The 14,069-nt window shown below is 62.0% G+C and carries 14 protein-coding genes; 11 read left to right on the top strand and 3 right to left on the bottom strand.

Annotated features, from left to right (window positions below):
- Positions 1-821: 821 nt before the first annotated feature.
- The 6 genes from J8I29_RS15690 to J8I29_RS15665 all read left to right on the top strand — a co-directional run bounded on the left by J8I29_RS15690 (position 822) and on the right by J8I29_RS15665 (position 5,245).
- Complete coding sequence (locus J8I29_RS15690; protein ID WP_181161263.1) at positions 822-1,556, top strand: response regulator transcription factor; 735 nt, start codon at positions 822-824, stop codon at positions 1,554-1,556.
- 340 nt (positions 1,557-1,896) lie between these two features.
- Complete coding sequence (locus J8I29_RS15685) at positions 1,897-2,352, top strand: hypothetical protein (RefSeq protein WP_181161262.1); 456 nt, start codon at positions 1,897-1,899, stop codon at positions 2,350-2,352.
- A gap of 368 nt (positions 2,353-2,720) precedes the next feature.
- Positions 2,721-3,308, top strand: coding sequence for a hypothetical protein (locus J8I29_RS15680; RefSeq protein ID WP_105863879.1), 588 nt, complete (start codon positions 2,721-2,723; stop codon positions 3,306-3,308).
- Between the two features lie 227 nt (positions 3,309-3,535).
- A complete protein-coding gene (locus J8I29_RS15675) occupies positions 3,536-4,072 on the top strand; it encodes a hypothetical protein (protein ID WP_181161261.1) in 537 nt (178 codons plus the stop codon).
- Positions 4,073-4,170: 98 nt separating this feature from the next.
- Positions 4,171-4,542 carry a hypothetical protein gene (locus J8I29_RS15670; protein ID WP_209432351.1) on the top strand — a complete coding sequence of 124 codons (372 nt, stop codon included), beginning with the start codon at positions 4,171-4,173 and terminating at the stop codon, positions 4,540-4,542.
- A gap of 109 nt (positions 4,543-4,651) precedes the next feature.
- Positions 4,652-5,245 carry a hypothetical protein gene (locus tag J8I29_RS15665; RefSeq protein ID WP_105863878.1) on the top strand — a complete coding sequence of 198 codons (594 nt, stop codon included), beginning with the start codon at positions 4,652-4,654 and terminating at the stop codon, positions 5,243-5,245.
- Between the two features lie 192 nt (positions 5,246-5,437).
- Here the strand turns inward: J8I29_RS15665 and J8I29_RS15660 are convergent, their stop codons facing one another.
- Positions 5,438-5,953 (bottom strand): prolyl-tRNA synthetase associated domain-containing protein, encoded by a 516-nt coding sequence (locus J8I29_RS15660; RefSeq protein WP_105863877.1) that lies wholly within the window; start codon positions 5,951-5,953, stop codon positions 5,438-5,440.
- 127 nt (positions 5,954-6,080) lie between these two features.
- The gene (locus J8I29_RS15655) at positions 6,081-6,845 is read right to left on the bottom strand and encodes an outer membrane protein (RefSeq protein ID WP_209432350.1); all 765 of its coding nucleotides are present in this window, start codon (positions 6,843-6,845) and stop codon (positions 6,081-6,083) included.
- A 305-nt stretch (positions 6,846-7,150) separates the two neighbouring features.
- Here J8I29_RS15655 and mnmA point away from each other — a divergent pair, with 305 nt between their 5' ends.
- The 5 genes from mnmA (at position 7,151) to glmM (ending at position 12,663) form a co-directional block, all read left to right on the top strand.
- Positions 7,151-8,320, top strand: coding sequence for a tRNA 2-thiouridine(34) synthase MnmA (mnmA, locus tag J8I29_RS15650; RefSeq protein WP_105863875.1), 1,170 nt, complete (start codon positions 7,151-7,153; stop codon positions 8,318-8,320).
- A 224-nt stretch (positions 8,321-8,544) separates the two neighbouring features.
- Positions 8,545-9,534: a flagellar motor protein MotA gene (locus tag J8I29_RS15645; RefSeq protein ID WP_105863874.1), complete on the top strand. Its 990-nt coding sequence runs from the start codon at positions 8,545-8,547 to the stop codon at positions 9,532-9,534.
- A 187-nt stretch (positions 9,535-9,721) separates the two neighbouring features.
- The gene (locus J8I29_RS15640) at positions 9,722-10,756 is read left to right on the top strand and encodes a peptidoglycan -binding protein (RefSeq protein ID WP_105863872.1); all 1,035 of its coding nucleotides are present in this window, start codon (positions 9,722-9,724) and stop codon (positions 10,754-10,756) included.
- Complete coding sequence (locus tag J8I29_RS15635; protein WP_209432349.1) at positions 10,753-11,220, top strand: GNAT family N-acetyltransferase; 468 nt, start codon at positions 10,753-10,755, stop codon at positions 11,218-11,220. The genes J8I29_RS15640 and J8I29_RS15635 overlap by 4 nt, the downstream gene beginning before the upstream one ends.
- A 102-nt stretch (positions 11,221-11,322) precedes the next feature.
- Positions 11,323-12,663: a phosphoglucosamine mutase gene (gene glmM, locus J8I29_RS15630; RefSeq protein ID WP_105863870.1), complete on the top strand. Its 1,341-nt coding sequence runs from the start codon at positions 11,323-11,325 to the stop codon at positions 12,661-12,663.
- Between the two features lie 74 nt (positions 12,664-12,737).
- Here glmM and J8I29_RS15625 read toward each other — a convergent pair whose 3' ends face one another.
- Entirely contained in the window at positions 12,738-14,045 is a 1,308-nt protein-coding gene (locus tag J8I29_RS15625) for an MFS transporter (RefSeq protein WP_209432348.1), read from the bottom strand.
- Between the last annotated feature and the right edge of the window lie 24 nt (positions 14,046-14,069).

Genomic DNA, 14,069 nt, shown 5'->3' with positions numbered 1-14,069 from the left:
CTCCGTCCGCGGTTAGATGGGGGTAAATTGCCACGAAGGCAACTGCCACGCATGCGGCGTTGTACGAAACAATAGATTTCGTCTTGCTTGTTACAGGAATGGAACGAATGGAACTCCATACCTATTTTTCGCCGATGCGCCTCAAAAGAGGTAACAGTGGTAGTCGACCAACAGCAGAATCGCCTTCCGGCATGATGAAGAGCATCGAAGTCCGCCTTGTACAGAAAGAAAACCACTTGCCTATACACCGGCGATCAGTGCCATCTTTCTAAAGATTGAAGTTTATTCATCGTATTCCGGAACTTCACTCAAATCACGGCGAATTCACGCCTTCCTCAATATAACTGGCATGCACGAACCGGGAAGGCTGAAAATCGCCTTACGCCTCAATATGATACCTTTTTGGGCTGCCGGTAGGGAAGGTTCCTTTCGGATTAATCCCAAAAGACTTTCGCGAATAGTCGTTTCTGTGAGATAAAAGCCACATCGCGATAATCAATATTCAGGCGTCCCATTATTCGTGAATCGTTTTACTTTTCGGTCGCCGCCCTGAAGAAATTCGTGGTGCCCGGTGAAAGTGGTTGCGCTCGACAACAGGCCGTTCAGGTCGGCAGCGCGGAACTGTCACGCAAGTGTAACGGCCCACACCCTAATGACGTATTGGGGTGGAAGCCCAACCGACAAGAAGACTTATAGAGGAAGTAACGCCAGAACTTTCAAAGAGGCCAATCATGAGTCACCACGTCACCTGCAATGACATGCTGGATTGTCATGATAACAGACAAACAGAACCGAGCGCCCTAGCTACTACAGATCGTAAAGTGGTCCTGCTGATCGAGAGCCGCCCCCTGCTGGGCGAGATCTTTTCGCATGCTCTCAAGGAAGCCGCTGACGATATCGACGTGCGTATTATGGGCGCTCCCGGAGAAGGCGGCGCTCAAGCCTCCCTCGCCATACTCAGCCTGGTGCAGCGCAGCACCGATCCGCTCTTCGTCGCCTTCGTCATTCAGCAATTACAAGCCCGTATCGGTAAGCTGCCTTTGCTGGTGGTCACCGACAACAGCGATCCTCCGATCGGTCGATTGATGGAGGAAGCCGGCGTCCACAGCTGGATCACGGCCTCGATGGGCTTCAATGCCATGGTGAGTGCGATCCGGCGGAGCCTGTCGCTTCCAGTGTGCGAGGAAACGGCTACTCAGCCCGTCTCCTATGCGAGCGCCACCGCCCTGTTCACAGAACCGCCCTTGAGCGCGCCCAAGCCGCAGCCCGAGCGCCACTTGCGTTCCGATATCCATCTCAATCTCACCGACCGCGAGATGGACGTCCTGAGCCTGCTCCAGAAGGGTAAGCAGAACAAGATCATCGCGCATGCCCTCAACATTTCCGAGAGCACGGCAAAGGTCCATATCCGCAACATCATGCGCAAATTCCACCTGCGCAATCGGACCGAAGTCGCCCTGATGTGCGGCAGCCAGATGCGTTCGCCCGGCGCCACCATGATGATCGGCCCCGATTGCGAAGACAGCCAGATGGCCGTTGCTGCCGTCGCCTATTGACGACCACGACAGAAGACGTCCGATGGACCGGGCTGGATGTGTTGGGGAACTCTGATCCAGCCGTTCCACACCTCGAATATTCTCCCTCTCGAATGATCCGGGGCCTTTGAGCTGCATGGCACGCGCCAGCGTCGTCGCGCGGCACTATTTGGCATGCCCAAATGAATTTTTAGTATAACACTCCTGAATTAATACCCCTTTGTACTAATTCCAATAGACAAGTTTCTCTACACTCAAAAACTAATAAGATTAAAACTGTAATCATCGCGATCTTAAAGAAAAACTTCTGCTGATTACAGCCTTAAGCACCTCACAAGACAGACTGAGTGGAGAGACAATTATGAAATCGCTTCTCATCGCATCCGCCCTGATCCTGAGCGTCTCCAGCGCCGCGATGGCCTTCAGCGTTGGCAGTGGCAACGGCAACGGCAATGGCAATGTCGGCTTCGGCAACGGCAACGGCAACGGCAACGCCAATACCGGCGCCTTCAATGGCAACGGCAACGGCAATGGAAACTGGGGCGCCCTCAACGGCAACGGCAACGGCAACGGCAATGCCGGCGCCGTCAACGGGAATGGCAACGGCAACGGCAATGCCGGCATCGGCAACGGCAATGCCAACGGCAACGGCAATCTCGGCCTCGGCAACGGCAATGCCAACGGCAACCACAACTTCGGCTTCGGCAACGGCAACCTGAACGGCAATGCCAACTATGGCATCGGCAACGGCAACCTGAACGGCAACCACAACTGGGGCGCCTTCAGCGGCAATGGCAACGGCAACGGCAACCAGTAAGCCTTGCTCGCACTCAGGGAGCTGGCCTGCCTTCCCTCCCGGCGGCCGGTCAGCTCCCGCCTCCCCTGGCGTCCAGCGTTCGCCGCTCGAGCTCTGAAATCTGGATGCGCTGCTTCTCTTCTCTCCCTGCTCCGGCGTAGCGTCCTGCGGACGGCCGACGGAAGAGGATCCCGCATCCAGGCCCTTCCGACCGAGCCTCGGCCGTTCGATCCGACAGACGAACCGCCCCGAATGCTCCGAGCGTGCAGGTCCAGTCACAGTGCATCATGGACGGGCCGCGGCAGCGACAGACCGCACCGCCCGATCATCGAACACGCCTCCAGGCCTTCGGCCAGGCTGTTTTTCGAGTCGCAAGAAAGGACAGTATCATGCGCACCCTCCTCACGCGGCTGCTGCTGAGTGCGGCACTGGTCTGCACCCCGGTCCTCAGCGCCTATGCGGGATTCGGCAATGGCAACGGCAACGGGAATGGCAACACCGGAACCGGCAATGGCAACGGCAATGGCAACGGCAATTCCGGCACCAACAACGGCAACGGCAACGGCAACAACAACACCGGAACCGGCAACGGCAACATGAACGGCAACGGCAACACCGGAACCGGCAACGGCAACATGAACGGCAACGGCAACACCGGAACCGGCAATGGCAACATGAACGGCAACGGCAACACCGGAACCGACAATGGCAACATGAACGGCAACGGCAACACCGGAACCGGCAACGGCAATATGAATGGCAATTTCAACACCGGTACGCTGAACGGCAATTACAACGGCAACGGCAACACCGGGACCGACAATGGCAACATGAACGGCAACGGCAATTACGGCATCGGCGGGCCGGACGATCCGGCACCGGGTGGCGTGACCGTCACCGTAACCAGCGCGACCGCCAGGAATGCGAACACGCCGTCCAGTTGCAACCTCCTGAACCACGGCTGCACCTCACGGTAAGCCGGCGGACGAGAAGCGGCGCGCCTTCGCTCGGCCGAAGACGCACCGAACATCCCCCCAAGGTGCATGCTTTGCCCGGCCGCGCCCCGGCTTCGGCTCCGTGAAACAAAACATCACGGAGCAAGGGCCTGCCCTGTGCCCATGTGCCTTCCGGCCTCTCGAGGGATCCGACGACCACGATGGGAAGGCAATGCCTTTCCCGAACCCAGTCCAGGAAAGGTAGAACCATGAGAATCACCATCTTCCATGCGGCCCTGTACGCCGCGCTCGCCTGCACCTCGATCTCCGCGGCTCATGCCGGCTTCGGCAACGGCAACGGCAATGGCAACGGCAATGTTGGCGTCGGTAACGGCAACGGCAACGGCAACATGAACTCCGGCATCGGCAACGGCAACGGCAACGGCAACGGCAATTGGGGCGGCTTCAACGGCAATACCAACGGCAATGCCAATAGCGGCCTCGCCAATGGCAACGGCAATGGCAACGGCAATTACGGGCTCGGCAGCGGCAATTTCAACGGCAATGCCAACACCGGCACCTTGAACGGCAACGCCAACGGCAATGGCCCGCCGGACGCCAACGGCAACATCGGCTACGGCAATGGCGGCACCGGCAATATCGGCGCCTTCAACGGCCGCGGAAACTCCAGTTCCACCAGCGGTAACAACAACATCGGTGCCGCGAACGGCAATTACAACGGCGGCATGTTCAACGGCAACGGGAACATCGGATCGTTCAACGGCAACGGAAACGGACGCCCATAGGAGGCTGCCGAGGCAGCTTCGGCCGGATCGATCGGAGAGGTCGGTCCGGCCTTTATGGTTTATACCGATCCACCGTCCTTGATCACAGGAATGCAACCATGATCGCAGACCTCGATATCGGTTGCCGGCAGCCCCTTCCCAGCCCGCAGATTCCGGCGCTTTTCCGTTGCCATGTCCCAGGCCGGCAGCACGGAGCGGCGCAAATCGAGATACTGCGGAAAGATGATGTTATCCTCGCTCAATACAGCGTTGGACGAGGAAACAACAACGGCAACGGCAATACCGGCAACTTTAATGGAAACTTCAATCAAGGAAACAATAACGGCAATTTCAATTCTGGTAACGGAAACGGAAACTGCTTCACAAATGACAACAATGGAAACCATAACGAGATGACGTATAGCTGGGACTACGAGCGCCTAATGAAAGAACTTCAGCGTTGCGGCATTACTCGCCGTCAGCTTCCTTAGCGATAAAATATTGTATTCATTGCGAAAATCCTATTTGTAGCGTAGCCTCCTGTACACCTCATAGACTTTCCAAAAGTTTGTGAGCGTATTTGTGTTTGGGGGAACGCATATGAAATCGCTTGCAAAGGGTATTGTCTATTTCTTCACCGTCGCCATTTTCCTTGCCGCTGCGTCGCTGGCTCAGGCGCAGAACGGGACAGGCAACGGCAATAATTCGGGCGACGGATCGGGCAACGGCAATGGCAACGGCAACATTACCGGCAATGTCGGCGGTGCCACTCTGAATCATCGCGATCGACGTCAGGCCCCTGCCGCGTTTGCGCCCGGCCTTGCGGCCGCGGGCATCGAAGCCTGTCTCGGCAGCGTCAGCGTCGGCGGCTCGGGTGCCGGCTTCGGCTTCAGCTTCGGCACCACCAAACTCGACCAGGGCTGCAACATCCGCCTCTTCGCCCGCACTCTTCAGGCCATGGGCTATCGCAGGGCCGCCACCCAGATGCTGTGCTATGACGCCGATGTCGCCGGCGCCCTGGCTACAGAAGGCATTCGCTGCCAGGTCGGTCCCAGAGCCGTGCCATCGGCCGGCGTAGCCGGCGTGCAGCAGCCGGCCCAGCGCTATGCCCGCGGGGCCACGACGTCACCCGCCGCCTATGCGCCTCGCCGCAAATGCATGAGATACGATATTTTCCGCGGCTGCCTCGACTGAACGGGATCATGCCCGTCGGCGGTTCGACGGGCTTTCGGGAACATACCGGCATGGGATGCCGGGATTTCGAGTCAGAGAAAGTGCGATTTCCCTGAAGCGCACTTTCTCTTCAACTCCTTTATCGCGTTTTCCTCATCGGAAAAGCGATCGGCTTTTCTGGAAAACGCGCCAGGCGGTGGAACCATGCCAGCCTCAGGCATCCGCCTGCTGCGGCTGCGAGACGGCAAGGATCTTGGGCTCGTGCCCGGTGGCACGCAGGAAAGCAATGAGGTCTTCACGGGCGATCGTGGTGGTCTGCGTATTCACCAGCGGATGATGGTTGAGCTTGTCGTTCTCGAGCAGCGCCTGGTCGAGCACCACGGTCACCTGCGCCTCGGTGTCGTTGATGGCGCCGAAGGGCGTGACGGCACCGGGCAACACGCCCCAGACCTGCGTCAGCAGCTCGGCCGAGCCGAAGGATACCTTGCCCTGGGCGCCGATGATCTCGTGGATGCGCTTGAGGTCGACGCTGGCATCCTCTTCCAGCACCACCAGGAACAACCTGCCCTTCCGATCCTTCAGGAAGAGATTCTTGGTGTGGCCGCCCGCGATCTGCCCGCGCAGCGCCTTCGAATCCTCCACCGTGAAGAGGGGCGGATGTTCGACGGTCGTCACGGTGATGCCGAGCTTGGCGAAGAAAGCGAACAGGTCGTCAGGCGTGGCCGGCATGGTTCGAGGTCTCCTGGAAAGGGCCCCTGACTAGAACGGCGGGCCGGCTGGCGCAAGACTGCCCAGCCAAAGTAAAAGGGCCCCGCCACGCGGAGCCCTGAAAATTGGAACGGCAGCGAAACTCCGGTCAGAACTTGTAGTTTACGCCGGCACGCACCGTATGCACGGAGACGTCCGCCTTGGCGGTAACCTGGGCGATCTCGCTGTTCGCCTTGATCGTCTCGGCCTTGCCGAGATCCACATAGAGATATTCGGCCCGGACAGTCCAGTTCTGCGTCAGCGCATATTCGGCGCCGGCACCCAAGGCCCAGCCGAACTTGGTCTCCGAACCGGACAGGCTGGTGCCGGCCGTGCTGACCTTCGACTTCACCCGGCCATAGGCGAGGCCGCCGGTGCCATAGACCAGGACGTTGTCGAAGGCATAGCCGGCGCGCAGGCGGGCCGTGCCGAACCAGTCGAGCTCCGTCTTCACGGTGACGGGAATGTTCTGGTTGCCGATGAAGGTCTTCTTGGAATCGAGGCCGGCATATTGCAGGTCGGCTTCGGCACCGACCACCCAATGCGGATCGAGCTGGTAATTGTAGCCGATCTGGCCGCCACCGACGAAGCCATTGGCGGTATCCTTCACGCGGGCGATGCCGCCGTTCAAGCCGAAGCCGAGAGCATTCTCCAGTTCCTCCCCTCGGGCGGTCGGAACCGCCTTCAGGTCCGTGTCGAGATTGCCGCGGCCATAGCCCGCGCTGAGACCGGCATAGAAGCCCGTCCAGGTGAAGGACGGCACGATCTCCGGCGCGACCGGCTCGACGGGCGGCGGCGCCAGATCGGCGGCGAATGCCGCTGCCGGCGCAAGAATGACGACGCCTGCAAGCAGAGCATTCCTTAGAATTTGCATTTTAATACCCCAGCACTTGGCACTTGTTACGCTCGAACGCCTGATAGCACCGCCTTTACATGAAATCCTATGACATAAATGCAACACCCGGCTTTTTATTGAGCAATCCATAACAGATATACTTAACAATCATGGTTAACGACACAAACGCCGCTTTTAGATTACGTAGAGTAATTTAGGATCAAATGCCGATGCCCCTGAGCGCCGCGCCCGCCCCGCGAACATCGGCGTTCCCCTCGCGGCCAAAATCGCGTAAAGGAGCGCCGTCGCAGAGACCTTGACCCTCTGATGGACGGAAGGATGCCATGTTGAATTCGCTCGACCTGCCGCGCCGGCCGCAGGATACCCGTGTCGTTGTTGCCATGTCGGGCGGCGTCGACTCTTCCGTTTGTGCCGCTCTTCTGAAGGAGCAGGGCTATGACGTGATCGGGGTGACGCTTCAGCTCTATGACCATGGCGCCGCGATCCACCGCAAGGGCGCCTGCTGCGCCGGCCAGGACATTCATGACGCGCGCGAGGTCGCCGACCGCATCGGCATTCCGCACTACGTGCTCGACTATGAAAGCCGCTTCAAGGAAGCGGTGATCGACCGTTTCGCCGATTCCTACGTGGCCGGCGAAACGCCGATCCCCTGTGTCGAGTGCAACCAGCGCGTCAAGTTCCGCGACCTGCTCGGCACGGCGCGCGATCTCGGCGCCGACGTGCTGGCCACCGGCCATTATGTTGCGAGCCGGGCAGTGCCCGGCGGGCGCGGCCTGTTCCGTCCGCGCGATGCCGAGCGCGACCAGAGCTATTTCATGTTCGCCACCACCAGGGAGCAGCTCGACATCCTGCGCTTCCCGCTCGGCGAGATGACAAAGCCGGAAACGCGCCAGGCTGCCGAGCGCTTCGGGCTGTCCGTGGCGGCCAAGCCCGACAGCCAGGACATCTGCTTCGTGCCCTCCGGCCGCTATGCCCAGGTCATCGAGAAGCTCAAGCCGGGCGCCGCCGTTCCGGGCGAGATCGTGCATCTGGACGGCCGCGTGCTTGGCCAGCACCAGGGCGTCATCCACTACACCATCGGCCAGCGCAAGGGGCTGGGCATCGCCACCGGCGAGCCGCTGCATGTCATCCGCCTCGATGCCGAGGCGGCGCGGGTGATCGTCGGCCCGCGCGAAGCGCTGGCGACGCGCCATGTCGCCCTGCGCGACGTCAACTGGATCGGCGACGGCGCGCTCGAGAACCTGCCTGCCGAGGGCCTGGAGATCGCCGTGCGCGTGCGTTCCACCCGAGCGCCCAAGCCGGCATTGCTGCATTTCGGCCCGGAAGGCCCGACGATCGAGCTCGCCGAGGCCGAGGACGGCGTTTCCCCCGGCCAGGCTGCCGTGTTCTACGATCACGCCGATGGCCAGGCCCGCGTGCTCGGCGGCGGCTTCATTCGCGGGGCACGGCCGCAGACCGTCTTCGCCTATGGTGGCCAGACAGCTGCGGCCTGATCCGGTCCTGCGCGCCAGGGGGCGCGTGCTTTCGGTCCTTGCATTGCGTCAAGCTCTGTCCGAAAAGGAGAACCCTCCTGTCGAGGGTTCGCGTCTGGGGAAAAATGCGATATCGGAAAAAATCGCATGCTTGCTCCAGATCTTTGTTTTGAAGCATTTTCCCAACCGAAAAGTCCGGCAACTTTTCTGGAAAATGCTACAGATTGCTGAAACGGCGTGGTGCGATGGCCAGAGACCTTGATCCCTACAAGCTGTCTTCCCCCCGGATCTTCTTCATCCGCATGCTGATCTTTCTGGTGCTGGCGGCCTGCGTCACCGCCGTGCTCTATCGCCAGCTCTATATCGCGTTCATGGCCAATCCCGGACTCAACGGCCTGATCATCTTCACCCTGCTGCTCGGCATCGTCTTCGGCTTCCGCCAGGTGATCCGCCTGCTGCCTGAGGTGCGCTGGGTCAATGCCTATCGCCTGCGCGACCCCGGCCTGGAGCTTCGGGACCAGCCGGTGATGCTGGCACCGATGGCGACATTGCTCGGCGACAAGGTCGGCCGGCGCTCGATCTCGCTCTCCACCCTGCGCTCCATTCTCGAATCGATCGGCATGCGCCTGGATGAGCAGCGCGAAGTCTCGCGCTATCTCACCGGACTGCTGGTCTTCCTCGGCCTGCTCGGCACCTTCTGGGGCCTGATCGAGACGGTGGGCTCGGTCGGCAACGTCATCAATTCCATGTCGGTGGGCGGCGGCGACGCCAGCACCGTGTTCGAAAGCCTGAAAAGCGGCCTCGCCGCCCCGCTCAAGGGCATGGGCGTGTCGTTCTCGTCCTCGCTGTTCGGCCTTGCCGGCTCGCTCATCCTCGGCTTCCTCGACCTGCAGGCCGGTCAAGCCCAGAACCGCTTCTATACCGAGCTCGAGGACTGGCTCGCCGCCACCGTCACCGACATCGAAGCCGAGGGCCTTGCCCGCGGCGGCTCCGACGGCGAAATGGCGGCCATCAAATCGGCGATCGAGCGCATGGCCGACGGCTCGCGCGAGGCCGGTTCCGGCCGCAACGCCACCGCCGCCATGGCCCAGCTCGCCGAAGGCATCCAGGGCCTGGTTCAGCATATGCGCTCCGAGCAGCAGATGATCCGCGACTGGGTCGAGAGCCAGGCCGAGCAGCAGCGCGATATCAAGAGCGTGCTGGAACGCCTGATGCAAGAGCGCGAGAAGAACTGATGGCGGGCTCGATATCGGCCAGGGCGTCAGCCTCCGCCATTCCCGGCCTCACGCTTGCAAAGGAGATTTGCGAGCGCAAGGGGAAGGGAAGCGGGGGGCTGGGACACTCATTCTTGGCCCCGGGATCCCCTTCCCTCGCCCCTGCGCAGCTCGCCGGGAATGACACGACACGAGCGGGGGCCGTCTAATGCCCGTTGGAAGACGCCGCCGCGGCGAGGGCATCAATTACTGGCCGGGCTTCGTCGACGCCCTGTCGACCCTGCTCCTGTCCATCATCATGATCCTGTCGATCTTCGTGCTCGGCCAGTTCTTCCTGTCCCAGGAAGTCACCGGCAAGGACGAGGCGCTCAACCGGCTCAATGCCCAGATCGCGGAATTGTCGCAGCTGCTGGCGCTGGAACGCACCACGGGGCGAAACGCCCAGGAACAGCTTTCGGTGCTCGCCAGCAGCCTCGACAAGGCCAACGCCGACAAGTCACGCTTGCAGGGCCTGCTGGACGAGGCCCAGAAAGATGCCGCGGCTGCCAGCGCCCAGGGCGGTCAGGTCGCGCAGATCCAGGGTGAGCTCGACAGCCAGAAACGCATTTCCGACCAGGCGATGGCCCAGGTCGAACTGCTCAATCAGCAGATCTCAGCCCTGCGCCGGCAGATCGCCGCGCTGGAACAGGCCCTGGACGCCTCCGAATCCAAGGACCGCGAGAGCCAGACCAAGATCGCCGATCTCGGCTCGCGCCTGAATGCGGCCCTGGCCCAGCGCGTGCAGGAGCTCTCCCGCTTCCGTTCCGACTTCTTCGGCCGCCTGCGCGAGGTGCTCGGCAACCGCCCCGACGTGCGTATCGTCGGCGACCGTTTCGTCTTCCAGTCGGAAGTATTCTTCCAGGCGGGACAAGCCACGCTGCAGCCCGAAGGCAAGGCCGAGATGGACAAGCTCGCCGCCGCCCTCCTCGAGCTGCAGGACAAGATTCCCGCCGACATCCCCTGGGTACTGCGCGTCGACGGCCATACCGACGATCGGCCGATCAACTCGCCGCAATTCCCGAGCAACTGGGAATTGTCGTCCAGCCGCGCCATCTCCGTGGTGCAATATCTGATGTCGAAGGGCATTCCCGCACAGCGCCTGGTCGCGGCCGGTTTTGCCGAGTTCCAGCCGATCGACACGGCCGGCACCGACGAGGCGCGCAAGAAGAATCGCCGCATCGAACTGAAGCTGACCGAACGATGAGCGCTGCTGCGGTTACCCTCCGGCTGGCGGAGGCGGCGGACGAGCCGGCCCTCAAATCGCTGTGGTGCGAGGCTTGGCAGGCCACCTACCCGGCCTTCGATTATGAAGCCCGCTGGCCGGGACAGTGGCGCCGATGGCACATGCTCGAAGCGGAGATCTTCGTGGCGCTGCGCGAGGATGCCACCGCCGAGACGATCGTCGGCATGCTGGTGCTGGCGCCGCAGGAGGACGATGCCTTGCTGCTGGAGCAGATCGCGCTGCCGCCGGCCGAGCAGGGCAGCGGCCTGGCGCATCTGCTCCTGCTGTTTGCCAAGCAGAAGGCCGGCTCGGTCCTGCGCCTCACCGTCAACACCTTCAATGAAAGGGCGATCCGCTTCTATGAGCGCGAGGCGTTCCAGCGCTGCGGCAGCGGCATCAATCCCGGCTCCGGCCTGCCGACCTTCGAGTATGAATGGCGGCGCTGATGGAGATCGACCCTCGTCATTTGTTACGCTCGCAAACAATTTTTGAAATCTTCGCGCCTAGGATTCAGGCATAATCGCACCAGAAAATCTCGGGGTTGTCGCATGAGTCGCAAATATTTCGGCACGGATGGCATTCGCGGCCGGGCCAACAGCGTGATTACGCCGGAACTGGCGATGAAGGTCGGCATGGCGGCCGGCCTCGCCTTCCAGCGCGGCGAACACCGCCATCGCGTGGTGATCGGCAAGGATACCCGCCTGTCGGGCTATATGATCGAGAATGCCCTGGTGGCGGGCTTCACCGCTGTCGGCGTCGACGTGATGCTGCTGGGCCCGATGCCCACCCCCGCCGTGGCGATGCTCACCAATTCGCTGCGCTGCGACATCGGTGTGATGATCTCGGCCTCGCACAATCCCTATGACGACAACGGCATCAAGCTGTTCGGCCCCGACGGCTTCAAGCTCTCCGACGAGACCGAACGCTCCATCGAGGCCCTGATCGACACCGATCTGTCGTCGCGGCTGGCCGGCTCGCGCGATCTCGGCCGGGCCCGCCGCATCGACGATGTGCGCGCCCGCTACATCGAGTTCGCCAAGCGCACTTTGCCGCGCCAGCTCCGCCTCGACGGCCTCAGGGTGGTGGTCGACTGCGCCAATGGTGCCGCCTACAAGGTCGCCCCGGAAGCATTGTGGGAGCTCGGTGCCGACGTCATTCCGATCGGCGTGGAACCCGATGGCTACAACATCAACAAGGATGTCGGTTCCACTGCCCCCGATGCCCTGTCACGCAAGGTCCGCGAACTGCGCGCCGATATCGGCATCGCCCTCGACGGCGATGCCGACCGCGTGGTGATCGTCGACGAAAAGGGCCATGTCATCGACGGCGACCAGCTGATGGCGGTGGTCGCCTCGGACTGGAAGGAAGAGGGCAAGCTCACCCAGCCCGGCATCGTCGCCACGGTGATGTCCAATCTCGGCCTGGAGCGCTATCTCGGCGGCCTCGGCCTGCAGCTCGAGCGCACGGCGGTGGGCGACCGCTACGTGCTCGAACGCATGCGGGCGCAGGGCTACAATGTCGGCGGCGAGCAGTCGGGCCACATCATCCTGTCCGACTTCGCCACCACCGGGGACGGCCTCGTCGCCGCCCTGCAGGTGCTGGCCGTGCTCAAGAAGGCCGATCGCCCGGTCAGCGAGGTCTGCCACCGCTTCGATCCGCTGCCGCAGATCCTCAAGAATGTACGCACGGGTGGCGGCAAGGTGTTGGACGATCCCAAGGTCGCCAAGGCGATCGAGGGCGCGCGCAAGCAGCTCGGCGATGGCGGGCGCCTCGTCATCCGTCCCTCCGGCACCGAGCCAGTGATCCGGGTCATGGCCGAGGGCGACGACCGCGTCAGCGTCGAGACCGCCGTGGACGAGGTGATCGAAGCCATCACCAAGGCGGCGTGAGTTGAGCGGCGGGTCTTCTGGCCCGCCCGCAGTCGCCGGGAAGGCAGCTCAGGAGGCTCGCCCCCGAAGCGCCATCAAGACCGTACCTGTTCTTCCTCGATCGGCAGGAAGAGGCTCGATAGCAGAGTGAGCCCGGCGATCACCATGAAGAGCAGCGACAGCGGCAGCCATTGCACGCCATAGGTCTTGACCAGCCAGACCCCGACGACCGGCGTCAGGCCGCTGAAGATGGCGCCGCTCAGCGACGAGCTCAGCGAAATGCCGGTATAACGCAGATGCACCGGGAAGGCGCGCGTCAGGAAAGGCGCCATCACGGCATAGTGGGCGGCAACGAAGAAGGTGCCGACCAGGATGCCGATGCGGATATTGCCGAGATCGCCCGTCACGATCAGCATCATCATCGGGATGGCGAAGACGAAGGCAGCCGCCGACATCGCCACCAAGAGGAAACGCTCGTTGAACCGGGTGGCGATCCAGGAACCGAACGGAAAGGCGATCAGCTCGAGCACGCCGACCCAGAAGATCACGTTCAGAATGTCGGATTTGGAAATGCCGAGCGACTCGGTGGTGAAAGTCGTCATCAGCGTGGTCAGAAAGTAGAAGCCGGCGACACCGAGCAGGCACAGGCCCATGCCGAGCAGGAGCGTATAGGCGCGCGTGCGAAAGATTTCCTTGGCCGGCACGATGTCGTCCTGCGGCATTTCCTCCAGCCGTTTGATCAGCTCCGGGCTCTCCTTGATGCCGGCGCGGATGACGAAGGCCACGATGATCAGCACGGCGCTGGCCAGGAAGGGAATGCGCCAGCCCCAGGCGAGGAAATCCTCGCGCGGCAGATCCGAGACCGTGCGAAAGGCGAGCGCCGCCAGCATCAGACCGATCGGGCTGCCATATTGCGGAGCCGAGGCCAGGAAGGTCTTCCACTTCGGCGGGGCATGCTCGGCGGCGATCAGCACCGCACCGCCCCATTCGCCACCGACCGCAACGCCCTGGATCAGGCGCAGCAGGATGAGCAGGATGGCGGCGCTGATGCCGATCGAACCGTAGCCCGGCAGGAGACCGATCAGCACAGTGGCTGCGCCCATCAGCAACAGCGTGATGATCAGCGAATTCTTGCGTCCGACCTTGTCGCCGAAATGGCCGAACAGCAGGGCACCGACCGGCCGGGCCACGAAGCCGATGGCGAAGGTGCCGAGCGAGGCGATGATGCCCATGAAACGGTCGTCGGACTTGAAGAAGACGTCGCCGAAGACCAGCGCCGCGGCCGTGCCATAGACGTAGAAATCGTACCATTCGATCATGGTGCCGACGAAGGCACCGAGGGCGGCACGGATCGGCTGGCGCTCGGATGCCTGTCCGGCGCCGGCTGTGACGGTCTGTGTCATGATGTTCCTTGTTTCGATTTCTAG

This window comes from Labrys sp. LIt4, from assembly GCF_017813775.1.
Classification (GTDB): Bacteria; Pseudomonadota; Alphaproteobacteria; order Rhizobiales; family Labraceae; genus Labrys; species Labrys okinawensis_A.
Note: the sequence above shows the minus strand (reverse complement) of the source record. Positions and strands in the feature narration are given on the sequence as shown.